The following is a 25,369-nucleotide window of genomic DNA, read 5'->3' as shown; positions in this document are numbered from 1 at the left end:
CTCAGACCACCTGCACCAGAAACACCAGCCCGACCACCAGGGCCGCCGCGCCGCCGGGAACGATCCAAGCGAGGCGCGGGTCCGTCCGGCTGGGCCAGGGCGTGAACTCCAGTGCCAAGACGCGCAGGCCGAAGAAGAGGTGCAGCGCCAGCAGCACCACGAGGCCCCACTCCGCCGCCTTCACCAGGGGCAGTTCAGCGAAGATGAGAAAGCGGTCGAGCGCCTCGGCGCCCTCCAGCGCCAGCCCCAGAGCGAGGAAGTGACACGGCAGGAAGACCGCCAGGGCGAGGCCCGAGAGGCGGTGGCCGAGAAAGGCCAGGTAGGAGCGGTGGCCGCGCAGCGGATGCATGGCTCAGCCCACCACGGCGACGACAGCGCGCAGCCCCAGAAGCAGGAGGACCAGCGCGAAGGCCGCGGCCAACCCGGCGGCCGCTCTGTCGCCGAGGGCGGTCCACTCCCGCAGGATGTTGCGCAGGCCCAGGGGCGCATGAACGGCGGCAGCGACCACGAAGAGCCCGTAGAACAGCGCCCAGGCGAGGCTGCCCTGGGTGCGGCCCAGGATCTCGTCGGCCGTCAGGCCGTTGCGGACGGCGTAGAGGATCAGGATCAAATGAACCAGAACCAGCGGCGCCAAAACCAGCGCGCTCAGCCGCTGCAGCAGGAAGAAGCGGCGTTCCATCATGCCGGTTCCCTCAGCTTCGGCGCCCCGAAGAGCGCGCTGCGCTTCAGTCCAGCGATGGACTCCGACGGGCTCAGCTCGACCGGGCAGTGACGGGTGCAGTTGCCCTGGCTGTGGCAGGAGGCGCAGCCGCCGTCGGCGAAAGCCCGGTCCAGCGTTTCATGGCGCGCGCCATGGCGGGCGTCGTTTACCAGGGTCCAGGCGCGGTTAAGTGCGGCGGGCCCTAGATAGCCGGCGTTCCAGGAGACCACGTCGCAGGCGCTGTAGCAGACCGCGCAGTTGATGCACTCGATGGCCGCCGAGGCCGCCAGGCGCGGCTTGGACCGCGGGTCGATCTTCTGCAGCGGGTCGCGGCGGCTGGCCGTGGCGACGTGGCGCCCGCCGGCCTTCTGCCACTTCTCGAAGAAGGGCGTGAGGTCGCAGGCCAGATCCTTGATCCGCGGCATGTTGCGCAGCGGTTCGATGGTCAGGATCCCCTCCTCGCGGACCCGCGCGACATGGGTGCGGCAGGTCCAGCGCGGCCGGTCGTTCACGGTCATGGCGCAGGAGCCGCAGACCCCGACCCGGCAGGCGAAACGGTAGGCCAGGGCCGGCTCCTGGGAACGTTGCACCTCGGTCACCACATCCAGCACCGTCTGGTTGGCGCGGGCCGGCACCCGATAAGTCTCGAAACGCCCCTCCTCCCGGCCGCGCCAGACGCGCACGGTCAGCAGACCGACATGGTCGCTGTTCATGCCGGCACCTCCGCTGCCGCTGCCGTCTTGCGGGTCACCGTCGGGGCGGCGCGGGACTCGATGGCCACGTCGATGCAGGCCGGGCCCTCTGTCGCCAGTGCCTCGGCCAGCACCGCGGCAAGATCCGCGGCTTCGGTGACATGGAATCCCCGGCAGCCGAGCGCGGCTGCCGCCAGGTCGTAGCGGGCGTCCGGGTTCAGGTCGCAGCCGATCTTGCGCTCGGGCCCGAAGTCGCGGATCTGGATCACCTGCTCGGCATTCCAGCGCGCGTCGTTACCGACGATGACCACGCAATCCGTCGCTTCCCGTGCCGCGGTCTCGAACTCGGCCAGGTGAAAGCCGGCCGTGCCGTCGCCCATCAGGGCGATGACCCGCGCGCCCGGGCGGGCGAGCTTGGCACCGATGGCGTAGGGCAGCGCCGCGCCGATGGCGCCGGAGGGCCCGTTGATGATCCGTGTCGCGGCCCGGGTGGTCGCCTGGACCCATTGGCCGAATTCACCGCCATCGCAGATCAGGATGGTTTCCCCGTCCTTGTCGAGTTCGGCCTGCACGGCAGCGCCCACCTGCTGGGCGAGGATACCGCCGCTCCCCTGCGCTTCGGTCCGGCAGGCAAGCGCCCTTGCCACTTCGTCACGCCAGCCGGCGCGCGCGTTGCCACCGGAGCCGGCTGAGATCAGCAGGTCGGCCGCCGCGGTCATATCGGCCTGCGCGGCGAACAGCAGCCGTTCGCCGAGCGCCGTCCGGGCCTGGGCGAGCACCGCCGGATCGGGATCCAACAGCAGGACCTCCGCCGTCGAGGCCTTGCTGGCGCCGGCAAAGCCCGACATGAAGTCCACGGCCTTGCCGAGAAAGACCAGACCGTCGGCCTCGGCCAGCACATCGGCGAAAGCGCCGAGCGCCGGGTCGCGCAGACCGCGGGGGCTTTCCAGGAAAACGGCCGGCAGATCGAGCGCCGCGGCGAGCCGCGCCAGCCGGTCACCGCCCCGCGACGGCCCCAGGCAGGGTCCGGTCAAGAGAAGCGGTCTCTGAAAGCGCGCGAGCTGGGTTACGACGGTATCGATGGCGCCCTGGTCGGTGGCCAGCCAGGGCGGCGCAAAGGCATCCGACGACAGGGGCGCCGAGGGCGCGGCTTCGGCGGTGAGCACGTCCGCCGGCAGGGCCAGATGCACCGGGCCGGGGCGGCCGGCATGGGCGAGGCGCACCGCCCGCGCAAAGGCCTCCGGCAAGTCCGCCGCCGAACGCACACGCTCACTCGCCTTGACGAAGGGAAGGGCCGCCGCTTCCTGCGGAAACTCCTGAAAGGCCCCCTGTCCGTCCAGCCCTACGGGCGAGTCCCCGGAGAGAAGGATCACCGGACTCTCCGACATGGCCGCCGTGTAGAGCGCTCCCAGCGCGTTGCCGAAGCCGGGGCCCGCCGTCACCAGGGCCACACCGGAGCGCCCGCAAACCTGGGCATAGGCATCGGCCATGAATACAGCCGCGGCTTCGTGGCGGCTGTGCACGATGCGGATGCCCGGATCGATCAGGGCATCGTAGAGCGGCATGATCTGGTTGCCGGAGAGCGAAAAAACCACGTCGACGCCGGCGCTCGCCATGGCGTTCGCCAGATGATCCGCACCGCGCATGAAGGTCCGCTCCTAGATCCACCTTTTGTGATTGACGGCCAGTATATGCTTCTAATCTCCTCAAGCAAGTGATATGTAAGTTGAAATTTTCTGAAGTTATATCCGCGTCTCGTTCAAGATGGATGTGAAGTCGCTCTACACGCTGGTCGCCGCCGCCGACTGCGGCAGCTTCGCCGAAGCCGGCGCGAGTCTCGGCATCTCGTTGTCCGCCGTCAGCCACCAGCTCCGGGCGCTGGAAACCGAGACCGGCCTCAGCCTGTTCGACCGGCGCAAGCGCCCGCCGCTGTTGACCGAAGAGGGCCGCGCCTTCGTCGAACGCGCCCGCGCCGTCATCGCCCAGTGGGAAGCCCTGAGCGACAGCCTGTCGCGCAGTCCCGCCCGGGGCAGCCTCAGGGTCGGCGCGGTCCACACCACCGTTGCCGCGGCCATGCCGGCGGCCCTGCTGCGGCTGCAGGCCGCCTACCCCGACCTCTCGGTGCGCCTGGCAACGGGCCTCTCCCACGATCTGGAAGACCAGTTGAAGCGGCGCATGATCGACTGCGCCGTGGTGACCGAAGCCGAACCGGAAGACCCGGATCTGGTCGCCGAGCGCATCGCCAGCGAGCCGCTGGTGCTGATCGCCCCGAAGACCGCCAGGGGGCGCGACATCGGAAAGATCCTCGCCTCCCAGCCCTACGTTCGCTTCAGCCGCCAGGCGCGGGTGGCCCGCCTGATCGAAGGGGAACTGCGGCGGCGAAACATCACGGTGGCCTCCCGCATGGAGATCGACACCCTCGATGCGGTGATCTCCCTGGTGCAAAGCGGCCTGGGCGTCTCCATCGTTCCCCTGAATGCCGGCGGCCGGGCCTTTCCGAAAGAAATCCGTTCCCTCCCCCTGGGCTCTCCGCCCATTCTGCGCCATCTCGTGGTGGAACGGCGCGGCGACTCGGCCAAGAGCCATCTCGTGTCCTTGCTGGCCGAAGAACTGCGCCGCGTCTACGCCGGCAAGGCCTCCGCCCCACAACGCTGATACGGCACGGCATCGTCGAGAATTCAATCATCGGTAATTAACGTTTTATCTAGATTTTGTATCTAGAAGTTTCAGCCGGATGAGCCGAAATCGGCCAAAAGCCCTGGTTTCCGCCGCATTGGTGGAAAGACTGGGGCCCCGAGGGCGCATGGACGAAGGCCGCTCTGCGTCACCACGCAGCCCCCCTGTGATCAGGCAATCGCGAGGAGGCCTCCAGCATGAAGGGCATCATTTTCACCGAGTTCCTGGAGATGGTGGACACGAAGTTCACCCCGGAAACGACGGAACGGATCATCGAGCGCGCGAACGTCCCCTCGGGCTGCGCCTACACCACCATCGGCACCTACGATCATCGCGAGCTGGTGCAGCTTGTCGTCGAGCTGAGCAAGGAGACCGGCACCAATGTGCCCGATCTCGTGCGCACCTACGGCTTCTATCTCTTCGAGCGGCTGGTGCGGGCCTATCCGCGCTTTCTCTCCGGCATCAAGGATGCCTTCACCTTCCTGGAGGGCCTCGAGACCATCGTGCACCAGGAAGTGCGCAAGCTCTACAGCGACGCCAAGCCGCCGCGCATCATCTGCACGCGCGACGGAGAGCAGCGGATGGAAGTGCTTTACGAGTCGGAGCGCTGCCTCGCCGACGCGGCGCACGGGCTGCTGCTGGGCTGCATCGACTACTTCGGCGAGGAAATCGATGTGCGGCAGGAAGATGCAGAGGACGAGTCCGGACAGCGGGTGCGTTTCCTCCTGACCAAGCAGGCCTGACCCCATGGACGCAGACGTTCTGAAAAAACGCCTGGCCCGCGAGAAGATCGCGCGCCGGCAGGCCGAATCCCTGCTCGAGACGAAGAGCCGCGATCTCTTTCTCGCCAGCGAACAGGTCACCAAGTCGGCGCAGCAGATCAAGGCCCAATCGCAGCAGGTCCAGGCCGTGCTCGACCACGCCATGGCCGCGATCTTCCTGGTCGACGAAAACGAGCAGATCATCCGCGCCAACCGTATCGCCGAGCTCACCTTCGAGACGGCGATGGACGATCTGCTCGGCATGAACCTCTTCGAGCTGTTCAGCGCCGACGCCCGGGAGGCCGCGCGCAAGTGCGATGCCGTCTCGGAACTGAATCAGGAGATGAACACCTCCGACAAGACCATCGAACTGACCGGGCAGCGAAAAGGCGGCGCCACCTTTCCCATGGAACTGGCGGCCACCGAACTCGATCTGGACGGCAGCAGCTTCACCGTGTGGATCTGCAAGGACGTCTCCTCCCGCAAGCAGGCCGAAGAGGAGCGGGCCAAGCTGGAACGCGAGCTTGCCCAGTCGCAAAAGCTCGAATCCCTGGGAACCCTGGCCAGCGGCATCGCCCACGAAATCAACACGCCGGTCCAGTACGTCAGCGACAACTGCCACTTCCTGAGGGATGCCTTTGCAGATCTGGTCGCCGTGCTTGCCGCCCAGAACGATCTCCTCGAGGCTGCCGAAGCAGCGGGCGTTCTCTCCGAGGCGGTGGCCAAGGTGCGCAAGTCACAGGACGAGGCCGACCTCGATTTCCTGAAGGAGGAAGTCCCAAGCTCCATCGAGCAAACACTGGACGGCGTCTCGCGGGTCAGCAAGATCGTCACCGCGGTCAAGGAGTTCTCCCATCCGGGGACCGCCGAAAAGAGCCTTGTCGATCTGAACAAGGCGATCGAGACCACCCTGACCGTGGCCCGCAACGAATGGAAGTACCTGGCCGAGGTGGAGACGGATTTCGACGACGCCTTGCCGCCGGTTCCCTGTCTGCCGGGCGAGTTCAATCAGGTCATTCTGAACATGGTGATCAACGCCGCTCATGCCATCGAGAGCAAGAAGGAAGAAGCGCTGGGCAAGATCACCATCAAGACCGCCCAGCGCGAGCGCATGGCCGAGATCAGCATTTCGGACAGCGGCTGCGGGATCTCCCCGGAGCACAAGAAGCAGATCTTCGACCCTTTCTTCACCACCAAGGGCGTAGGCAAGGGCACCGGCCAGGGCCTCTCCATCGCCTATGCCAGCATCACCCAGAAGCACGGCGGCACCATCTCGGTCGACTCGACGCCGGACGTCGGCACCACCTTCACCATCCGCCTGCCCCTGCCCGACGAAACCAACTTAAAGGAAGCGGTCTAGAATGAAGCCGCGGCTGCTGTTCGTCGACGACGAGAAGAACATTCTGCAGGGGCTGCGCCGGCTGCTGCGCAGCATGCGCAACGACTGGGACATGGACTTCGCCGAGGGCGGCGAGATGGCCCTGTCCATGCTCGCCGAACAGGCCGCCGACGTGGTGGTCACGGATATGAAAATGCCGGGCATGAATGGCGCCGAGCTGCTCGACCAGGTCGCGACGCTCTATCCCGGCTCGCTGCGTCTGATCCTCTCCGGCGAGGCCGACACGGAAGCGACCTTTCGCACCGTCAAGACCAGCCACCAGTTTCTTCCGAAGCCATCCAACAGCGAGCGGCTGATCGAAACCGTCAAGGCCGGCCTCGCCCTGCGCGAGCCCCTGACCGACGCCACACAACAGACCTGGGTCACCTCCATCGCCTGTCTGGCCGCGACGCGGGCCAGCTTCGAGGAGCTGGGCACCCTGATCGAGAGCGCCTCCGCCCCGATGGAACGGGTCGGCGACCTCTTTGCCGGCGAACCGGGCCTGGCGGCAAAGGTGATGCAGCTGGCCAACTCCGCCTACTTCGGCATCGGCGATCCGGTCTGCAGCCCGAAGGACGCCGTCAACTTGCTGGGCTGGGAGGTGCTGAGACGGCTGCTGCAGGATCACGACCTGACCTGCGTCTATGCCGAGGGGCCCTGCCGGGACTTCTACGAACAGGCCATCGACAAGGCCCGTGAGGTGTCTGAGCTTGCCGGCTGGATCGCCGAACAGCGCCAAGCCTCCGACAGCGCAATCGCCGAGGCGCGGCTGGCCGGGCTGCTCCACAATCTCGGCCGTCTGCTGCTGTGCTATCAGGCGCCCGGAGACTACGCGAAGGTTCTGGAGCGCGCGTCCGGCGGTCAAGCCCTTGACGCTGCCGAGATCGATCAATTCGGACAGCCGCATGCGGTCTTCGGTGCTTACCTGGCGCAGATCTGGGGTCTGCCGGCGAACGTCGTCGGCGCCATCGGGCATCTGCAGCACCCGGGCGAAGCCCAACTGCCCGAGGACGGTCAGACGGCGCTGCTCGCGAGCCACAGCGCCCTGGCCATCGTGGCCGGCCTTCAAGCGGAGGACCCGAAAGCGGCCACTGCGGATGCGCTGGATCGAACCTATCTGGAACGGCAGAACTGCGCCGGAGAAATCGACGGCTGGGTCGACCGCTGGCGCGACAAGGAGGCGGCGGCGTGACCGAGAAAGTCCTCTTCGTCGACGACGACCCGCAGATCCTGAGCGCCTTCAAGCGCGGCCTGCGCAAGCGCTTCGACCTGAAAACCGCCGAAGGCGGCGCCGCCGGGCTAGAGACCCTGCAACAGGACGGCCCCTTCGCCGTGGTGGTCAGCGACCAGCAGATGCCGGAGATGGACGGCATCGCCTTCCTGCGCCAGGTGAAGCAGAAATCGCCCATGACGGTGCGCATGATGCTGACCGGCAACGCGGACCAGAAGACGGCCATGGACGCCGTCAACGAAGGCCACATCTTCCGCTTTCTCACCAAGCCCTGCGGGCCGGAGGAGTTGGCGGTGGCCGTGGAGGCGGCACAGCAGCATCACCGCCTGATCGCCGCCGAGCGCGAGCTTCTGGAAAAGACCCTCGCCGGCAGCGTGAAGGTCCTGGTCGACGTCCTCTCCCTCAACGATCCCGAGGCCTTCAAGGAAGGCGCGCGGCTGCAGCGCTGGGGCCAGAAACTGGCCAAGGCCATCGGCCTGCAGGATGCCTGGGCCCTGAACATGACGATCATGCTGCACGGGATCGGCCGCATCACCCTGCCCGGCGACCTTACGCAGAAACTGCGCGCCGGCGAGGAGCTGGACAAGGTGGAGGCCGAACTGGTGGCGCGCACGCCGGAGACCGCGCGCGACCTGATCAAGAACATCCCACGGCTAGAACCGGTGGCCCGGGCGGTCTACTACCAGGCCGCCGGTTATGACGGCAGCGGCTTTCCCGGCGACGGCACCAAGGGCGACGACCTGCCGGTGGAATCCCGCATCCTGCGCATCCTCACCGACCTCGCCGAAGCCTCACCCAGGGAGCAGCCCAGCGTCGCCGTCTTCGACCGGCTGGACAAGGCCGGCAAACCCTACGATCTGGCGATCCTGAAGGCGGCGCGAAGCTGCCTGACGCCCGGCGAAGGCGAGGAGAGCGCCGAGGCGGGCGAGGAAATCCAGAAGGTTCAGCTCCATGAACTGACGGAGCGCCACAAACTGGCCGCCGACGTTGTGACCGAGGCGGGCGTGCTGGTGCTCGCTGGCGGCCATCGCTTGTCCCGGCCGATGATCGAGAAGCTGCGCCAGTATCACAAACTCAAGAAGCTCAAGATGCCGCTCTCGGTGACCGAAATCGCCGACGAAGAGGCAGAGCCCGGCGAGGCGGACTAGACCCAGACCCGAGATGAGGCCTTAACCGTCAAGGAATTCCCATGCCTCAGCCTCCCACGTTGTCATTGCCGGGCTTGTTCCGGCAATCCATCGGGGTCCCGGTCTCGGTCCTTCCATGGACCCTCGGGACAAGCCCGAGGGTGACGATGGGGGGCGGGATTCCAATAGCAAAGCATTGAAATCAAGCCACTCATTTCGGGGCAATCTCTAAGGCATCCGGTTCTTTTTCCACAGCACTGGCAACCCTCGCGCGCCCGGCGGGCTTGAAGGCCGCGCCGGGGAATGGCATGAGGTCTTCGCCTGCATGGCGGCTTCCTCGTCCGAGTCGCCCTCCGCCATGATCCCGAGCCTGGGAGCCAGCCTGCGTGACCGGACCGTCAGCCGAAATGCCGCGCCCGCGATGACCGACCCTGCAAGGCGCATCCTCTCAGAGGTCTTCGGGTTCGACGGCTTTCGCCCGGGACAGGCGGAGGTCATCGCCAGCCTGATGGCCGGCCGCTCGGCCCTGGCGGTGATGCCGACCGGCGCCGGCAAGTCGCTCTGCTTTCAGGTGCCGGCGCTGGCGCTCGGCGGCTTGACGGTCGTGGTCTCTCCCCTCGTGGCCCTGATGCAGGACCAGGTGGCCGCGCTGCGGCTGGCCGGGGTCGCCGCGGAAACCATCAACTCCTCGCGCGCCCGCGACGACAACGTGGCCTCCTGGCGGCGGGTCGCGGCGGGCGAAACCCGCCTGCTCTATCTGGCACCGGAACGCCTCATGACCGAGCGCATGCTGGCCGCCCTAAAGGGCCTGGACGTCCGGCTCATCGCCGTCGACGAAGCCCACTGCATCTCCCAATGGGGGCCTGCCTTCCGCCCGGAATACGAGGATCTGGCCCGCCTGCGCGAGGTCTTTCCCGGCGTGCCCATCGCCGCCCTGACCGCCACCGCCGACGGGACGACCCGCAACGACATCGTCGACAAGCTCTTCGCCGGCCGGGCGGAGAGCTTCGTGCTGGGCTTCGACCGGCCGAACCTGCAGCTCTCCGTCGAGATCAAGCGCAACTGGAAGAGCCAATTGCTCGCCTTCCTGCAGCGCCATGCCGGCGCCAGCGGCATCGTCTACTGCCTGTCGCGGCGCAAGACCGAAGAGGCCGCGGCCTTTCTCGCCGAGAACGGCATCAAGGCCCTGCCCTACCACGCCGGCATGGACAAGCAGGCCCGCGAGGCCAACCAGAACGCCTTCATGACCGACGACGGCGTGGTCATGGTGGCGACCATCGCCTTCGGCATGGGGATCGACAAGCCGGACGTCCGCTTCGTCTTTCACTGCGACCTGCCCGCCTCGGTGGAGGCCTACTACCAGGAGATCGGCCGTGCCGGCCGCGACGGCCTACCCGCCGAAGCGCAGATGCTCTACGGGCTGGACGACATCCGCATGCGCCGCCTGTTCATCGCCCAGGAAGACGGCGGCGAGGATCGCCGGCGCCGCGAGCATCAGCGCCTCGACGCCCTGATCGGCTACTGCGAGTCGCCCTCCTGCCGCCGGCGCATCCTGCTCGATTACTTTGGCGAAGCCATGGAGCACTGCGGCAACTGCGATCTCTGCCGCTCCCCCGTCGAACTGAGCGACGGCACCGCAGAGGGCCGGACGATCCTCGCCGTCATCGAGCAGACCGGGCAGCGCTTCGGCGTCGCCCATGTCATCGACGTGCTGCGCGGCACCTCCAGCGAGAAGGCGGTGAAGGCCGGACATGATCGTCTCGCCGCCTTCGGCAGCGGCGCCGACGGCAAGAAGGAGACCTGGCGGTCCTTCATCCGCCAACTGGTCGCCGCCGGTTTTCTGCGCCTCGACATCGAAGGCTATGGCGCGCTGACCATCACGGCCAAGGGCCGCGCCCTGCTGCGCGGCGAAGAGCCGTTTCACTACCGGCCCGACCGGATCGCCACGCCGGCCAAAGCGAAAACCCGCCGCGAGTCGGCCCAGCCGGCCGAAGAGATGACCGAAGCCCAGTCGCTGCTGCTGGCCCGACTGAAGGAACTGCGGCTGCGCCTGGCCAAGGAACGCGGCGTGCCCGCCTACGTGATCTTTCCCGACCGCGCCCTCATCGACATGGCCCGGCGCCGCCCGGCAAACCACGACGAGTTCGCCGCGGTGAACGGCGTCGGTGCCGCCAAGCTGCGCGACTTCGCCGAGGTCTTCCTTGGTGAGATCGCCGACGCCGGCTAAGATCCGGTCCCCGACCGGAACCACACCCGCCCTCCACCAGCCACGAAAGGACGCCAAGCCGCCATGTCAGCCTGGATCAAAATGCTCTCGGACGCAGAAGCCGACGACGACCTTCTGGACGCGCTGTCCCTGGCGCGCACGCCCCACGGCACCGTCGACAACGTGATGCGGGTCCACTCCCTGCGGCCCAACACCATGCGCGGCCATGTGATCCTCTACCGGGCGGCTCTCCACGACGAGGCCAACAGCCTGCCGACCTGGCTCCAGGAGACGATCTCTTCCTACGTTTCGATCCTCAACGACTGCCCCTACTCCCTGGCCAACCACTGGGCCAATGCCCGCCACCTGATCGGCGACGACGCGCGCGCCGATGCCATCGAGGCGGCGCTACAGGCCGACGCGCCGGAGCAGGCTTTCGAGGGCGCCGAACTGGCCCTGCTACGCTATGCCCGCAAGCTGACCCGCGCGCCGGGCGAGATGACCGAAGCCGACGTGACCGTCATGCGCGACGCCGGGCTGGACGACGGCCAGATCCTGGAGGCCAACCAGATCATCGGCTACTTCAACTACGTGAACCGCCTGCTGAACGGCCTGGGGGTCACCACCGAGGGCGATGTGGTCGGCTACTACGCCAAGGCGGACGAGGCCTGACGGACCGCCGGCCCGACCGCCCCCTTCCCTTCCGCACCGGATCAGGCTAAGGCTCTGGGATGAGCCCGGACCAGGACCCGCCGCCCTTTCTGACCACCAAGGAGGTGGCGGCCCTGCTCCGCGTGAAGGAGCGCAAGGTCTACGACCTCGCGGCGGAGGGGGAGATCCCCTGCCGACGCCTGACCGGCAAGCTGCTGTTCCCGCGCCTGGAGCTGGAAGCCTGGCTGGCTGGCTCCGCCGCATCCAAGGCAGAACCCAAGACCGTCCGCCCCAACGTGGTGGCGGGCAGTCACGACCCGCTGCTCGACTGGGCGATCCGCGAGTCCGGCTCCGGCCTGGCAACCTTCTTCGACGGTTCCCTGGACGGCCTGGAGCGTGTCGCCATGGCAGAGGCGATCGCCGCCGGCCTGCATGTGTTCGAGCCGGCCCGCGACGACTGGAACCGCAATCACGTGGCCGGCAAGCTGGCCGGCCAGGATGTGGTGCTGGTGGAATGGGCGAAACGCCAGCGCGGCTTCGTGCTGCAGCCGGCCTTGGCGGGCCAGGTCAGCTCCCTGGCCGACCTCAGCGGGCGGCGCCTCGTGCAACGCCAAGCGACGGCCGGCAGCGCCCTGTTGCTGGACCACCTGTTGAAGCAAGCCGGCCTCACCCGGGAAGACATCACCCTGCTGCCAGCACTGGCCCGCACCGAGACCGAGGCCGCCGCGTCGGTGGCCGCCGGCGAGGCCGACGCGGCCCTCGGCCTGGAGGCCATGGCCCGGCAGTTCGGGCTGCCCTTCGTCCCCGCCATCGAGGAGCGCTTCGACCTGATCGTCGACCGCCGAAGCTGGTTCGAGGCGCCGCTGCAGGCGCTCCTCGCCTTCAGCCGCACGTCGGCCTTCGCGGAAAAGGCCCAGGCCCTCGGCGGCTACGACATCTCGGCACTGGGCGCCGTCCAATGGAACGGCGCCTGAGCCTCGCCCTTCGAGACGGCCTTTCAGGCCTCCTCAGGGTGAGGCACCGCGATGGCTTGCCTGACCTCATGCTGAGGAGGTCGCAAAGCGACCGTCTCGAAGCACGAGGTCAGGCGGTGGACTGGGTGTTTCTGCCCCCGCTAACTGATCCGGGCGTTGGGGAAGAAGAGCTGCTTGCCGTCGCGTCTGTAGTCGGCGATGGCGGACTGGCCTTCGTCTGACAGGATCCAATCGATGAAGCGCTGGCCCTGCTCCGCTTTCACGTTGGCGCAGCGCTCAGGGTTCACCAGGATGATGCCGTACTGATTGAACAGCCGCTCGTCGCCCTCGACGAGAATTCTGTGGCCGGCCTTGTTGCCAAAGGCGATCCAGGTGGCGCGGTCGGTCATGGCATAGGCGCCCATGCCGACGGCGATGTTCAGGGTCGCCCCCATGCCGGAGCCGGTTTCCCGGTACCAGGTACCGCTGGCGCCCAGCGGGTCGATCCCCGCCGCCGTCCAGAGCGCCAGTTCCTTCTTGTGGGTGCCGGAGTCGTCGCCCCGCGAGGCGAAGGGCGCGGCCGCCGCTTCGATCTTCGCGAGCGCCGCCGTGACGTCCTTGCCGCCGGCAATGGCGGCGTCATCGGCCGCCGGGCCGACGAGGACGAAGTCGTTGTACATGACATCGGAGCGGCTGACCCCGTAACCCTCGGCCACGAACCTCTCTTCCGCCGCCTTGGCGTGCACCAGCAGCACGTCGCCGTCACAGTTCTGCGCGTTCTTGATCGCCTGGCCGGTGCCGACGGCGACCACCCGCACCTCGATCCCGGTCTTCTCCCGGAACTGCGGCAGCAGGTGGTCGTAGAGCCCGGAGTTCTGGGTCGAGGTGGTCGACTGGACGATGATGAAGTCCTCCGCCGTCGCGCGCTCCGGCGCCAAAACGAGGGCCGCCACCAGGAGCGCCGGAACCACGGATCTCAGAGCTTTGGCATGCATGTGCTTGTCACCTCCTCGTTGTTTCTTCGGTTGGTGTCGGCCTCAGAGCAAGAGCTCGCCGGCCAGGTAGGCCCGCGCTTCGGCGGACTGAGGCGCGCGGAAGAAGCGGGCCGCCGAGGCGGCCTCCACCAGGCGGCCCTTATGCAGGAAGCGGATGTCGTCGGCCAGACGCTGTGCCTGACCGCGGTCGTGGGTTACCAGAATGACCCGCGCGCCATCGGCGACGGCGCGGCTCACCAGGGCCTCGATGGCGGCGGTCGCCTGGGGATCGAGGCTGACCGTCGGCTCGTCCAGCAGCAGATAGCGCGGTCCGGCCACCAGGGCGCGGACCATGGCGACCCGCTGCTGCTCGCCGCCGGAGAGCACCCGCGCAGGGCGCTCCGCCAGGCTCTCCAGTTGGCCGAGTGCCAGCAGTTCAGCCAGACGGCCGGCACGCTCTCGCCGCGGCACCCCGTAAGTCTTCAGCGCGTGGTCGAGATTGGCCCGCACCGAGCGGCGCAGCAGAACCGGTTTCTGAAACACCAGCGCCATCTCCTGCGGCGCCGGGTCCCCGCCGGCGAAGCGGACCTGCCCCCGATCCGGTTCGATCAGTCCCGCGATGAGCCGCAGGGTGAGACTCTTGCCCGCCCCATTGGGACCCATGAGCGCGGTGACGCCCGCCGGGCCGAGGGTCATGGAAAGGCGATCGACCAAACGCCGGCCGCCCCGCGCGAAGACCAGGTCCTCGAGGACGATGGCCGGTTCCGTCTCGATTTCTTCGGCGAAATCCATGGCCAGCACCTCAGGCATAGGCCATGCGCTCCGCCGTGCGACGCAGCCCCATGAGCCCGGCGTTGATCAGGACGGAGAGGCAGACCAGGATGATCCCGAGCCCCAGCGCTAGCGCCAAAGCGCCCTTCGAGGTCTCCAGGGCGATGGCGGTGGTCATCACCCGGGTCACGTGGTTGATGTTGCCGCCGACGATCATCACCGCCCCCACCTCGGCGAAGGCGCGGCCGAGCCCAGCGAGGGCCGCGGTAAGCAGCGAGTAGCGGGCATCCCAGAGCAGGGTCGCGACCGTCTCCATGCGGCTGCTGCCGAGGGAGCGCAGCAGTTCGTCGTATTCGATATGGAGGTCGTCAATGACCTGGCGGGTCAGCGCCGCGACGATGGGCGTCACCAGAATCGCCTGGGCGATGATCATCGCCGTTGGCGTGTAGAGAAGCTGCAGCACACCCAAGGGACCGGCGCTGGACAGAAGCAGATAGACTCCAAGGCCCACCACCACCGGCGGCAGACCCATGAGGCCGCTGATCACCGCCACCACGAGCCCGCGGCCCGGAAAGCGGGTCACGGCCAGGAGGGCCCCCAGCGGCAGGCCGATGACGCAGGCGATCACCACGGCCGACAGGGTGACGCGCAGAGAAAGTCCAATGATTTCGGCTAGCTGTGCGTCAAAGTTGACGATCAGCGCGAATGCCTCGACGAACGCGGCCCCAAAGTCCTGCAAGAAAACCCTCGTGTCCGGTGACTGCGTAACTGTGCATTTTTATGCATTCTACGCTGATTCTTCCGGAACCGACAAGGCGGGAGGATTGGCGCGCTAAAGCTCGACTGGCCGGCCCTCCGCCACCGAGCGCTCGGCCGCAGCGCCCATGGCCACGGCCTTCAGGCCGTCGGCCAGGCTGACCTCCACCGGACCGCGGCCCAGGGCCGCTTCGCGGAACTTCAGGTGCTGGAAATAGGTGGAGCCGTGGTGATCGCCGGCCCGCAGCACCGCCGCGTCGATGGGCACCGGCCTGCGCTGCGGGTTCGCCGGGCTGCGGGGGCTGATTTCCAGAAAGGCCTCCCGCTCCTCCCCACCGCGCAGGCGCAAGGGCCCCGGCACGTAGCAGGCAACCCGTCCGCGGTCGCCGGTGGCGGTAATCTCTTCCTGGAACTCTGCGCCCTCGGCGAACATGCAGAGGTCCAGCATCGCCCGGGCGCCACCGGCGAAGTCCACCACCACATAGGCATTGTCAAGGATGTCGGGCCGGCGGCCCTCGTAGCGCTCCTCCAGGTGGTTCACGTCGGCGCCGCCGCTGGCGAAGATCCGCTGCGGTTCGTCCTGCAGGATGAGGCTCATGAGATCGAAGAAGTGGCAGCACTTTTCGACGAGGGTGCCGCCGGAGGTGGCATTGAAGCGGTTCCACTGGCCCACCTTGTCCAGGAAGGGATAGCGGTGCTCGCGGATGGTCAGCATCTTCAGCGGCCCCGCGGTCCCGGCGCAGACTTCCGCCAGCAGGGCGGCGACCGGCGGCATGTAGCGGTACTCCATGGCCACCCAGAGGGGCGCCGGCCAGGCCTCGGCGAGCGCCGTCAGCCGGGCGCCCTCCTGCGGCGAGATCACCACCGGCTTCTCCACCAGCAGCGGGCGCGGTGGCCCCGCGAAGACCCGCTGCAGCACCTCCAGGTGGGTGTGGTTGGGGCTGGCGACGACGATAGCATCGACGTCGTCGCGGGCGATCAGGGCCTCGGCGTCGGCCAGGACAGTGGCATCCGGGGCCGCCGCGGCGCTCAGCCGCTGCTGTTCCGGGTCGGGCTCGGCGATGGCCGTGACCACCGATCCGGGGATCAGCGCCAGATTGGCGATGTGCTCGCGCCCCATCATGCCGCCGCCGATGAGGCCGTAGCGCAGGGTCTCCACGGTCAGCGCGCCTCGTCGAGGTCCAGCACCGGCAGACCGGCCGCCGCGGCCGCCGCCTCCAGCCCCGCCTTCACATCGCCGTAGACGAGGGAGACGTGATGTTCGAGCTGCGCGTCGATCAGGACGCGCCGCGCCGCCGCCGCGCCGCAGTCGAAACGGATGACGCCGGAAGTGCCGGTGAAGGACATCGGCCGTTTGAGGATCTCACCGCGCCCGATCACCATCTTCATCTCGGACTGTGCCTGGCTGATGCGGGCGACGGTCACCCGCCCCGGCTTCATGGGGAACTCGTGCAACAGCGGCATGCGGCGGTTGGTGTGAATGGTCGCCCGCGGCGCGACGTCCGGGTCGCAGAAATCCAACGGTGCGAGTCCGCAGTGCCAGAGCACCGCCGTGTCGTCGCCGGCATCCACGTCGACGATGTCGGTCAGCATGGCCGGGGCATCGGCGAGATCCTGCAGCAGGCGCGAGCCCAGGGTGCCCAGCATGTCAGCCTCGCAGGAGGCGGGAATGCGCTCGCCGTTCAGGGTCGCCATGGCCCCGCAGACGGCGCAGCCGTATTCGGTGAAGGTCTCCGGCCAGCAGCGCACGGCAAAGCCGTCGAGCCGGCGGCTGTCGGCCATGTCGCGCAGCGCCGCATAGCAGCGCAGGGACTTGTCCACCTGATCGCCATCGAGGCCGCCCAGCCCTTCCAGACGCCCGGCAGCATCGTTACGAAGCTGATCGATGCGCGCGGTCTCAGCCGACTCCGCCGCCGAGAAGAAGTCTTTCAAGTCAATGCGCTCGACATCGACATTGAAGCGCGCTTTCAGGTCATTCTGATCGAACCCGCAGGTGTCGAAGCCGGCGGGGTGCTCGCCCACCAGCCCGATGCGCGAGGCGAAGGGAACCGCCTCTCCACCGGACTTTGCCGGGCGGGTCGCCGGTGCGGTTCCCGCCTGTCCGAAGAGGGCGCCGAGGTCCAGGGCCTCATTTGCCGGCGCATGGAACCAGCCGCAGCGCCGGCCGATCTTGCCCAGGGCATGGGAGGCCAAGCTGAGGCCGCAGAAGGAGTTCAGCCGCAGGCGGCCGCCATCGCGCGGTTCGGGAAAGGCCCAGATGGCGATGGGTGCGGCCAGGGTCCCGCCGATGGTGGCGGTCATGGCCGCATCGCAGAAGGTGGCCTGCACGATCAGGACGCCGTCGAGCGGTTGATCCTTCAGCGCCTCAAGGCGTTGCGTCACAGCCTCTGCATCCAACAACAGCGTCGCATCGCCCAGGACCTCGGCCCCGGCCTTACGCAAGGACGCGACGGCGGCCTGAGCCGTCTCGGCGGCCAGATCCACATCGAAGGTCGGCCGCGCCAGGCAGAAAACCGCGAGGCGCATCAGGCCCTCCCCTCCAGGTCCGTATAGCCGCCCTGCATCCACTCGCTGTCCGATCCCAGCGGCCGCGGGTCGGTGAACCAAGCGGTCCAAGGCTGCGCCTTTTCGTCGGTCAATGCGTTCAGTTCCGCCATGTAGGCCGTTGCCGGGCCGCGCAGGTCGGCGCGCATTGCCGCCATGTCGGGGAAGTGCTGGAAAGCCTGCCACCAGATGGCGCGGCCGGCCAGATAGCCGCTGGCACCGGCGCCGAAGGCATAGTGCAGCACGTTGCGGAAGGCCTCCTGGGTCGCCCCGGCCGAGAGCATCACCCAGGGCCGGCCGGCGAGGCGGCCCATCTCGGCGAAGAGCGTTGCGGTCTCGCCGTCGCCCGGCGGCGGCACCTCCTTGGCCGGCAGCGGGCTCTCCAGCTTGAAGAGGTCGACGCCGTAGTCCGGCGCCGCAAATTCCTCCACGGTTTTCAGCACATGGTCGGCGCGCTTGCCGCTCTGCTCCACATAGTCCTTGGTCTGCTCGGCATCGCCGGCCAGCGGATAGAGCAGCATCTCCAGGACGAAGGAGATGTCGTGGCGGGCGCAGGCCTCACCCACGCGCTTGGTGAAGTCGTGCTGCGCCTGACGCGAGGCTCCATCCTGTTCCGGGTGGTACCAGGTGAGTACCTTCACGCCGTCGCCGCCGATCCGCTTGATCTTGGAGACCGACCAGTCGTCGATGGCCTTGGACAGACGCCCGTCGGCACCCTCTCCGAACCGGGAATCCTCCAACGTCACCACCAGTCCGTGGCCGGGGGAGAGGATCGTCAGCGCATCGCAGAGCGCGTAGGTGGGATCGGCCAGCACGGCGGTCGCCTGGGGCGCCAGATCTTCCATCAGGGCCCGCTTGACCGCGCGCACATCGGCATAGAGCGGCTCCGCCTCGCCGCGCGCCTCGGCCACCTTGGTCTTGATCGGCGGGCGCTGGTCCACCGCCAGCATCTTGAAGCGCCCCTGCGCATCCGCCATGCGGCGCAGGCCCCAGAACTTGCCAGGCGTCATCCTCTCAACTCCATCAACGTCTTCACATCCTCTCGTGTGGGAAAGGCGCCCGGCCCGCTGGGCCGGGACACCTTGAATGCGGCGGCGGCAGCGGCAAAGGCCAGAGCCTCCGGAAAGGAAAGCCCTTCCGCGAGGCCGAGCGCCGCCACACCATGAAACACATCGCCGGCGCCCAGGGTATCGACGGCACGCACTGGCACGGCGGGCACATGGCCGCGTTCGCCGCGTGCGTTCCAAAAGGCGCCCTCGGCCCCGGCGGTGACCGCGAAGGCGACCTCGGGATGGCGCCGCGCCACAGCCGCCAGCGCCGCCCGCAGATCCCCATCGCCCTGCAGCGCACGCAGGGCCTCTTCAGCGAAGATCACGTGGCTGGCCAGGGGCAGCAGCGCGCCGCCGTCTTCCGGCGAGATGTCGTAGTCCAGGACGCCCGGCACCCCGCTCGCGGCGGCGGCCGCCAGCGCGGCCCGGGCCGCCGCCGGCCAGCGCAGGTCGCACATCACCGCATCGGCGCCCTCGAAGGCCGCTTCGCTCGGCAGGCCGTCGAAGAGACCCGGGTCCTTGTGGTTGACCAGCATGCGTTCGCCCCGCGGGTCGACCATCACCGCCGAGGTGGAGGTATGGCCTCCACCAGCGCCGTTGCGCGGTCCCCGCGTTTCCAGCGCCGAGCCGTCAACCCCCGCCGCCTCCAGCGCGGCGCGCAGGCTGCGGCCGGCCCCGTCGTCGCCGAGGCGGCTGACCAGCCGCGCCCGGCCGCCAAGGCGCGCCACCGCCATGGCCGCGTTGGCGGCGATGCCGCCGGCCACCTCCCGGCAGGAGCGGGCGGGATACTTGCTCGCCGCCGCCGGAATGGCGTCCACCTCGAAGATCAGATCCAGCACGGCGATGCCGACACAGACCACCGTCGCGGTCACCCCAGCACCTCCAGGACTGCCTCGGCGATCATGGCGCTGACACGCTCGTTGGATTCTTCGGTCACCCCGGCGATATGCGGCGTCAGGATCAGGTTCGGCACCCCCTGAAAGACCTCGGCGGCCGCGCCGTCCAACGGCTCCACCGCGAAGACGTCGAGAGCCGCGCCGCCCAGCTTTTCACCCTTCAAGGCTTCCGCCAGGGCCGCCTCGTCGACGATGCCGCCGCGCGCGGTGTTGATCAGGATGGCGTCCGGTTTCATGCAGGCCAGGCGGGCGGCGTTCAGCAGGCCCCGGGCGGACTCCGTCAGGGGCACATGGAGGCTCAGGACGTCGGCTGTGGCGAGCAACTCCTCGAGGGTCAGCAGGCGCGCGCCCTCCGCCCGTTCCACCAGGGGGTCGTGGGCGACGATGGCCATGCCCATGGCTTCGGCGCGCCGCGCACAGCGCCGGGCGATGTCGCCGTAGCCCAAGAGTCCCAAGGTACGGCCGGCCAGTTCCCGGCCCTGACAATCGCCGCGCGGCCACACGCCCGCACGCACGGCCTCGGTGGCGAAGAACGCGCGGCCGCGGATGAGTTGCAGGGCGGCGGCCATGACGTACTCGGCCACCGCATCGGCGTTGGCGCCGCGGGCCGGGCGCACCGCGATGCCGCGGGCCTCACAGTCCGCCACGTCGATGTTGTCGAGCCCGACCCCGAGCCGGCCGACCACTTCCAGCGCCGGGGCCGCCGTCAGCAGGGCGCCGCCCACCTGGGTGCGATTGCGCACGATCAACGCCCGTGCGCCGGCCACCGCCGCCTGCAGCGCCTCGGGCCGGTCCACCAGGTCCGGCTCGTAGGCGGTCGCATGGGCTTGCGATAGGCGGGCGACCGCCGCCTCGCTCATGAACTCGGATATGACAACGGTCGGCTGTGCCATGCCGTCTCCGGAAAACACAAAAGCAAACAGACATACAAAGTGCGGCGGCGGACCGGGTTGCCACCGCTGCCCGGGCCGCCGCCGACGTGGGACACTGCGGACGCTTTATTCGGCCGCCGCCTTGAACTCGGCTTCAAGCGAGGTTTCGCAGGCCGCAACAGCACTCTGCGCCGCCTCGATCCACTCCGCCCCGAAGTTCTCTTCGTACCAATCCCAGACCGGCCTGGCGGCGGCCTGGAAGGCGGCCTTTTCCTCGGCAGTCGGCGAATAGATCGTGCCGCCGGCATCGGTGAAGGCCTTGAAGGCATCGACCGCCTTGCGCTTGGGCAGCACGCGGGCGGTCATCTTCAGTTCCTGGAAGCCGTCGTAGACGATGCGCTGCTGATCGGCGCTGAGGCTCTGGAAGATGTCCTCGTTCATCCACCACAGCGCGCCCATGTAGGCATGGCCATCCAGGGAGATGTACTTGAGGTGGTCCTGGAACTTCATGTTGACGATGTCGGTGATACCGTTCTTGGTGCCCTCGACCACACCGGTGCCCAGGGAGGTGTAGACCTCAGGCCAGGCGATGGGGGTCGGCGAGCCGCCCAGGGCCTTGACCAGCTCGATCTGAATGTCGGCGCCGATGGTCCTGAGCTTCAGGCCCTTCACGTCGTCCGGGCTCTTCACCTGCTTCGAGGTGGTGGCGATGTTGCGCCAGCCGCCGGTGTTGGAGACCGCCATCAGGCGCGCCGCCCCGACGTCCTCAAGAACCGCTTGACGGATCTTGGCGGTGAGCGGTCCGTCGAAGACGCACTCGGCAACCCGGTCGCTGGGGAAGAGATAGGGCAGGTCGAGGAACTGCGCCGGGGGATACCAGCCGGCGAGACCGCCGTTGGTGGTGATGTAGATGTCCAGGCGGCCGTCGAGCAGCGCCTCGGAGCATTCGTCGGCGTTGGAGCAGAAGCGCCCGTTGGGATAGATCTCCACCGCCAGGGCGCCGTTGGATGCCGCCTCCACGTAGTTCTTCAGCACCAGCGAGCCGTCGTAATCCTCGTCGTCCTCCGAGCCCAGGAATGCGATCTTCAACGTCGTGTCTGCGGCCAGGGCACTACCCGCCCCGGCGATCAGCCCCACGGCGGCGGCGCCGGCGGCAAGCGTTTTCCAGAAAGTCATGTTTTCCTCCTTGTTCACGTTATCGTTCGGTTAAACCCTGCATCAGTGAAGCCCCATGGCGCGGGGCAGGAAAAGCACCAGATCCTCGAAGAAGGTGATCAGGAAGATCACCCCGGCCTCCACCGCGAGGAACGGCAGCATCGCCTTGGCGATGACCTCGACCCGCTCGCGCGATACCGAGGAGGCGACAAAGAGCACCAGGCCCATGGGCGGCGTCGCCAGGCCGACGGTTACGTTGACGCACATGATGATGGCGAAGTGGACCGGATCGAGGCCGATGTGTTCGACGAAGACCTCGGAGAGGATCGGCCCCAGAATGAGGATCGCCGGTCCGGCATCCAGGAACATGCCGACCACGAAGAGCATCAGGTTGACCAGAAACAGCAGCAGGTAGCGGTTGTCGGTCAGCGACAGCACGAAGTCTGCCAGCATCTGCGCCGCGCCCACCTGGTCGGCCACCCAGGAGAAGGACTTGGAGGCGCCGATCAGCATCAGGATGATGCCCGAGGCGACGGCGGCGCGGTAGAAGGTGGCCGGAAGGTCGCGCAGGCTGAGGGCGCGGATCACGATCACCGAGACGATGAGCGCGTAGAAGGCGGCCACGCCCGCGGCCTCGGTGGGCGTGAAGAAGCCGGTGAGGATGCCGCCCAGCAGGATGATGGGGGTCAACAGCGGCCAGAAGGTCTCCCGCCCCGCGCTCACCACCTCGCGGGCGCTGGCCCGCCGGCTGGCCACCGGGAAGTCGTACTTAATGGCGAGCCGCCAGGTGACGAACATCAGGCCGCTGCCGATCAGCAGCCCCGGCACGATGCCGCCAGCGAAGAGCGCCGCCGGGCTCACCCCCATGATGAAGGCATAGATGATCATGATGCCCGAGGGCGGAATGATCGGACCGATGACGCTGGAGGCCGCCGTGACCGCCGCCGCGAAGCGCCGGGTATAGCCCTGCTTCTCCATCGCCGGGATCAGCATGGAGCCCAGCGCCGAGGTGTCGGCGACGGCGGAGCCGGAGAGCCCGGCGAAGAGGATCGAGCTCAGGATGTTGACCTGGGCGAGACCGCCGCGGAAGTGGCCGATCAGCGACTGGCTGAAGCGCACCAGGCGCTCGGTGATGCCGCCGGCGTTCATCAGCTCGCCGGCCAGGATGAACAGCGGCAGCGCCATCAGCGGCACAGAGGACATGCCGGAGAAGACCTGGCTGAGCAGCGAGTTCAGGTCGCGCGGGTTGAAGTCGCGGCCGAGGTCGTTGGCGACGACGATGCCGGAGGCGCCGAGGAGGCCGAAGACCACCGGGATCGAGAGGGCGAGCGAGGCGAGGAAGAGCCAGAGAAAGGCTGTCTGCATCGGTCTAGTCCCCCGTCTCGGCGTCGACTTCCTCGAAGGACCGCACCGCGCGGAAATGCGGGTGATCCGCGTCGAAAAGGCCGATGAGGTAGCGCAGCAGCATCTCGATGTTGGCAATGACCATCAGGGTGACGCAGACCGGCAGCAGCATGAAGACGTAGCGCCACTCGATGCCCAGGACCGGGATCTTGATCTTCGCCTTGAAGGGGCGGATGGAATTGAGATCGAGGCCGAAGATGCCGTCCAGCACCGCGGTCATGGCATCCCACTTCAGGCCGATCTTGCGCAGCGTGAGATCCAGCGCGATCAGCAGCAGGGCGAGAATCAGGAGGTGCAGCAGCAAAGAGTGCAGGCGCTGCAGAACGCCGGGCAGGGCGTCGTGCAGCATCTCCAGGGCGACGTTGCCGGCGCGCCGATAGGCGATGGGCGCCACCAGGAAGGCCAGGGCGGGAAGCAGGATCAGCATCACCTTTTCGGTCCAGGGCGCGCTGATCCCCGAAAGCCGCGCGGTGACGGTCCAGACGACGGTCACCAGCATGGCCACCATGGTGACGGTGATCACCGGACGCAGCACGCTCTCGATCGCGCGATTGACGCTGCGCAAAAAGACCACACCATGTGACAGCACTGCGATCATTCACTTCCTCCCCTGCGGGTCGGCGCTTCTCCGGCGCGTCTCCAGCAGCCTATCAGGTCATCACCTGACCACCATCGACGTTGATGCACTGGCCGGTGATGTAGCTGGCGTCCTCGCTCAGCAAGAATCGAATCACGGTGGCGACTTCGCGCGGCGCGCCGAAGCGGCCCAGCGGGATTTCCTGCAGCAGCCTATCGCGGCGGCGCTCGATCACCCGCTCCGGCATGCGGGTCAGGATGATCCCCGGCGCGACGGCGTTGACCGTGGCCCGTTCGCGGAAGCGCCGCGCCAGGGAGCGGGTGATCCCCACCAGCCCGGCCTTGGCGGCGGAATAGGCGACGCTGTCGACGGCGCCGCGGCGAAAGGCCAGGGACGAGGTGAAGACCAGGCGACCCATGCCCTCCTCCGGCAGCCGCTCGCTCATGGCGGTGGCGAAGTCGTAAGCGTTGCGCAGGTTGTTGGCCATGGTGCGCTCCCAGACCGCGGGATCGTCGCCGAGATCCGGGTCGTCCTCCATGGAGCCGGCGAGATGCACGAAGCCGCCGATCGCTCCGCCCACCGGCGCCAGGGCCGCCCGGGCCGTCTCAGCGCAGGTCACGGGTTGTACGCTCGCCGTGGCGCCGATCTGTTGGGCGAACTGCAGGACCTCGCTGTCCTCGCGGTCGATCAGGTGCAGCCGGCTGCCCACCTCGGCCAGGACCGTGCAGAGGGCCCGGCCGATGCCGCCGGCGGCGCCGGTAATCGCGATGGTGCCCTGCTGTTCGGTCATGTCCGTGCCGTCCCCAAAGTGGTCCTTGGCGCGGCTGGTCTGGTGCCTGAACCACTCGTTCTGCAATCGATTACATATCATGAGCCTTGCCGCAACCCTAAATCCGGCAGTATGCTTAGATTTGTGCATATGACTGGATGCCCTTACGGGCTCATGCGGCGGATATGAGAAAGCGATTACAGGCATCCGGCGGACGCGCCAGCGTGGCTGACGTGGCCGCGGCGGCGCAGGTCTCCACGGCCACGGTTTCGCGGGTGCTCAACAAGGCCGACTACGTGAAGCCGGCGACGCGCAAGGCGGTGGAGGAGGCCATCGCCGCCCTGGGCTACATCCCCAGCGGCGCCGCCCGCTCCCTCTCCAGCCGCTCCAGCCGCATCATCGGCGCCATCATCCCCTCCATCGACAACTCGATTTTCGCCGCCGGGGTCGAAGCGCTGCAGACCCATCTGAGCGAGCGCGGCTACCACCTGCTGATCGGCTCCAGCAACTACGACCCCGAGGAGGAGTACCAGGTCTGCCGCAGCTTTCTGGAGCAGCACGCGGCGGGCGTCATCATGATGGGGGAGACCCATAGCCCGGACTGTCTGGCGGTGCTGGAGCGCTATGCGACGCCCTTCGTGAACACCGGCGTCTACTCGCCGGACCGCCCCTACCCCTGCGTCGGCTTCGACAACGCAGGCGTCGCGGCGACCGCGGTGCGCTACCTGCTGCAGCTCGGCCACGAGCGCTTTGCCATGATCGCCGGAATCACCACCGACAACGACCGCGCCATCGGTCGGCTGCGCGGCGTGCGCGCGGAGCTTGCAGCCAACGGCCTGGAGCTGCCCGACGAACGGGTGCTGGAATGCCGCTACGACATCGCCGAGAGCCGCGCGGCCTTCCGCACCTTGATGCGCCGGGCCGAGCCGCCGACGGCGGTGCTCTGCGGCAACGACGTCCAGGGCTTCGGCGCCATCCTGGAAGCCCAGCACAGCGGCATCCGCATTCCCGAAGAAGTCTCGGTGGTGGGCTTCGACGATCTGGTGCTGTCACGCCACCTGAAGCCCTCGCTCACCACCATCCGGGTGCCGACCCAGGAGATGTGGTGCCGCGCCGCCGACATGCTGCTGGCCCTGCTGAGCGGCAAGGACACCCCCCGCGCCCTGGAGATCGAAACCTCCCTCATCGTCCGTGAGTCGACGGGGCCGGCGCCGACGCGCTGATCCA

The 25,369-nt window shown here is 68.0% G+C and carries 25 protein-coding genes; 9 read left to right on the top strand and 16 right to left on the bottom strand.

Annotated features, from left to right (window positions below; translation table 11 throughout):
* Position 1: 1 nt before the first annotated feature.
* From Q0996_RS11160 to Q0996_RS11145, 4 genes are read right to left on the bottom strand one after another with little or no spacing between them, the layout of a single operon-like run.
* Positions 2-349: a succinate dehydrogenase gene (locus Q0996_RS11160; protein ID WP_299619110.1), complete on the bottom strand. Its 348-nt coding sequence runs from the start codon at positions 347-349 to the stop codon at positions 2-4.
* Positions 350-352: 3 nt separating this feature from the next.
* The gene (locus Q0996_RS11155; protein ID WP_299619107.1) at positions 353-679 is read right to left on the bottom strand and encodes a succinate dehydrogenase; all 327 of its coding nucleotides are present in this window, start codon (positions 677-679) and stop codon (positions 353-355) included.
* The gene (locus Q0996_RS11150; RefSeq protein WP_299619104.1) at positions 679-1,413 is read right to left on the bottom strand and encodes a succinate dehydrogenase/fumarate reductase iron-sulfur subunit; all 735 of its coding nucleotides are present in this window, start codon (positions 1,411-1,413) and stop codon (positions 679-681) included. Before Q0996_RS11150 ends, Q0996_RS11155 begins: the two co-directional genes overlap by 1 nt.
* Positions 1,410-3,038, bottom strand: coding sequence for a thiamine pyrophosphate-binding protein (locus Q0996_RS11145; protein ID WP_299619101.1), 1,629 nt, complete (start codon positions 3,036-3,038; stop codon positions 1,410-1,412). Before Q0996_RS11145 ends, Q0996_RS11150 begins: the two co-directional genes overlap by 4 nt.
* A 118-nt stretch (positions 3,039-3,156) precedes the next feature.
* On the opposite strand from Q0996_RS11145, the gene Q0996_RS11140 reads away from it, so the two are divergent.
* The 8 genes from Q0996_RS11140 (at position 3,157) to Q0996_RS11105 (ending at position 12,396) form a co-directional block, all read left to right on the top strand.
* Positions 3,157-4,047, top strand: a complete 891-nt coding sequence (locus Q0996_RS11140) for a LysR family transcriptional regulator (protein ID WP_299619098.1) — start codon at positions 3,157-3,159, stop codon at positions 4,045-4,047.
* A gap of 218 nt (positions 4,048-4,265) precedes the next feature.
* Positions 4,266-4,811 (top strand): heme NO-binding domain-containing protein, encoded by a 546-nt coding sequence (locus tag Q0996_RS11135; protein ID WP_299619095.1) that lies wholly within the window; start codon positions 4,266-4,268, stop codon positions 4,809-4,811.
* 4 nt (positions 4,812-4,815) lie between these two features.
* Complete coding sequence (locus Q0996_RS11130; RefSeq protein WP_299619092.1) at positions 4,816-6,189, top strand: sensor histidine kinase; 1,374 nt, start codon at positions 4,816-4,818, stop codon at positions 6,187-6,189.
* A 1-nt stretch (position 6,190) separates the two neighbouring features.
* The gene (locus Q0996_RS11125) at positions 6,191-7,399 is read left to right on the top strand and encodes an HDOD domain-containing protein (protein WP_299619089.1); all 1,209 of its coding nucleotides are present in this window, start codon (positions 6,191-6,193) and stop codon (positions 7,397-7,399) included.
* Entirely contained in the window at positions 7,396-8,586 is a 1,191-nt protein-coding gene (locus tag Q0996_RS11120) for an HD domain-containing phosphohydrolase (protein WP_299619087.1), read from the top strand. The genes Q0996_RS11125 and Q0996_RS11120 overlap by 4 nt, the downstream gene beginning before the upstream one ends.
* A 304-nt stretch (positions 8,587-8,890) precedes the next feature.
* Positions 8,891-10,792, top strand: coding sequence for a DNA helicase RecQ (gene recQ, locus Q0996_RS11115; protein WP_322096688.1), 1,902 nt, complete (start codon positions 8,891-8,893; stop codon positions 10,790-10,792).
* A gap of 63 nt (positions 10,793-10,855) precedes the next feature.
* Positions 10,856-11,443, top strand: coding sequence for a carboxymuconolactone decarboxylase family protein (locus tag Q0996_RS11110; RefSeq protein WP_299619085.1), 588 nt, complete (start codon positions 10,856-10,858; stop codon positions 11,441-11,443).
* 59 nt (positions 11,444-11,502) lie between these two features.
* Entirely contained in the window at positions 11,503-12,396 is an 894-nt protein-coding gene (locus tag Q0996_RS11105) for a helix-turn-helix transcriptional regulator (RefSeq protein WP_299619082.1), read from the top strand.
* 140 nt (positions 12,397-12,536) lie between these two features.
* Here the strand turns inward: Q0996_RS11105 and Q0996_RS11100 are convergent, their stop codons facing one another.
* From Q0996_RS11100 to Q0996_RS11045, 12 genes are all read right to left on the bottom strand, one after another.
* Entirely contained in the window at positions 12,537-13,370 is an 834-nt protein-coding gene (locus tag Q0996_RS11100; protein WP_299619079.1) for a substrate-binding domain-containing protein, read from the bottom strand.
* A gap of 42 nt (positions 13,371-13,412) precedes the next feature.
* Entirely contained in the window at positions 13,413-14,159 is a 747-nt protein-coding gene (locus Q0996_RS11095) for an ABC transporter ATP-binding protein (RefSeq protein ID WP_299619076.1), read from the bottom strand.
* On the bottom strand, positions 14,152-14,859 hold the full coding sequence (locus Q0996_RS11090) for an ABC transporter permease (protein ID WP_299619072.1): 708 nt from the start codon (positions 14,857-14,859) through the stop codon (positions 14,152-14,154). Before Q0996_RS11090 ends, Q0996_RS11095 begins: the two co-directional genes overlap by 8 nt.
* Before the next feature lie 93 nt (positions 14,860-14,952).
* Positions 14,953-16,035, bottom strand: coding sequence for a Gfo/Idh/MocA family protein (locus Q0996_RS11085; protein WP_299619069.1), 1,083 nt, complete (start codon positions 16,033-16,035; stop codon positions 14,953-14,955).
* Positions 16,036-16,037: 2 nt separating this feature from the next.
* Complete coding sequence (locus Q0996_RS11080) at positions 16,038-17,402, bottom strand: L-fucose/L-arabinose isomerase family protein (protein ID WP_299619067.1); 1,365 nt, start codon at positions 17,400-17,402, stop codon at positions 16,038-16,040.
* Positions 17,402-18,430: a tagatose 1,6-diphosphate aldolase gene (locus Q0996_RS11075; protein ID WP_299619064.1), complete on the bottom strand. Its 1,029-nt coding sequence runs from the start codon at positions 18,428-18,430 to the stop codon at positions 17,402-17,404. Before Q0996_RS11075 ends, Q0996_RS11080 begins: the two co-directional genes overlap by 1 nt.
* Positions 18,427-19,341, bottom strand: coding sequence for a PfkB family carbohydrate kinase (locus tag Q0996_RS11070; protein ID WP_299619062.1), 915 nt, complete (start codon positions 19,339-19,341; stop codon positions 18,427-18,429). Before Q0996_RS11070 ends, Q0996_RS11075 begins: the two co-directional genes overlap by 4 nt.
* A complete protein-coding gene (locus tag Q0996_RS11065; RefSeq protein ID WP_299619059.1) occupies positions 19,338-20,258 on the bottom strand; it encodes an NAD(P)-dependent oxidoreductase in 921 nt (306 codons plus the stop codon). Before Q0996_RS11065 ends, Q0996_RS11070 begins: the two co-directional genes overlap by 4 nt.
* Before the next feature lie 105 nt (positions 20,259-20,363).
* Complete coding sequence (gene dctP / locus Q0996_RS11060; RefSeq protein WP_299619056.1) at positions 20,364-21,413, bottom strand: TRAP transporter substrate-binding protein DctP; 1,050 nt, start codon at positions 21,411-21,413, stop codon at positions 20,364-20,366.
* Between the two features lie 42 nt (positions 21,414-21,455).
* Entirely contained in the window at positions 21,456-22,757 is a 1,302-nt protein-coding gene (locus tag Q0996_RS11055; RefSeq protein ID WP_299619054.1) for a TRAP transporter large permease, read from the bottom strand.
* Between the two features lie 4 nt (positions 22,758-22,761).
* Positions 22,762-23,394: a TRAP transporter small permease gene (locus Q0996_RS11050; protein WP_299619052.1), complete on the bottom strand. Its 633-nt coding sequence runs from the start codon at positions 23,392-23,394 to the stop codon at positions 22,762-22,764.
* Positions 23,395-23,446: 52 nt separating this feature from the next.
* Positions 23,447-24,163 (bottom strand): SDR family NAD(P)-dependent oxidoreductase, encoded by a 717-nt coding sequence (locus tag Q0996_RS11045; RefSeq protein ID WP_299619050.1) that lies wholly within the window; start codon positions 24,161-24,163, stop codon positions 23,447-23,449.
* Positions 24,164-24,366: 203 nt separating this feature from the next.
* On the opposite strand from Q0996_RS11045, the gene Q0996_RS11040 reads away from it, so the two are divergent.
* The gene (locus tag Q0996_RS11040; RefSeq protein WP_299619048.1) at positions 24,367-25,365 is read left to right on the top strand and encodes a LacI family DNA-binding transcriptional regulator; all 999 of its coding nucleotides are present in this window, start codon (positions 24,367-24,369) and stop codon (positions 25,363-25,365) included.
* Positions 25,366-25,369 lie beyond the last annotated feature (4 nt).

Origin of the sequence: Pelagibius sp. (genome assembly GCF_028289705.1) — a bacterium.
In the GTDB taxonomy this organism is placed as follows: Bacteria; Pseudomonadota; Alphaproteobacteria; order Kiloniellales; family Kiloniellaceae; genus Pelagibius.
The sequence above is the reverse complement of the archived record's forward strand: the minus strand, read 5'-3'. Positions and strand labels throughout refer to the sequence as shown.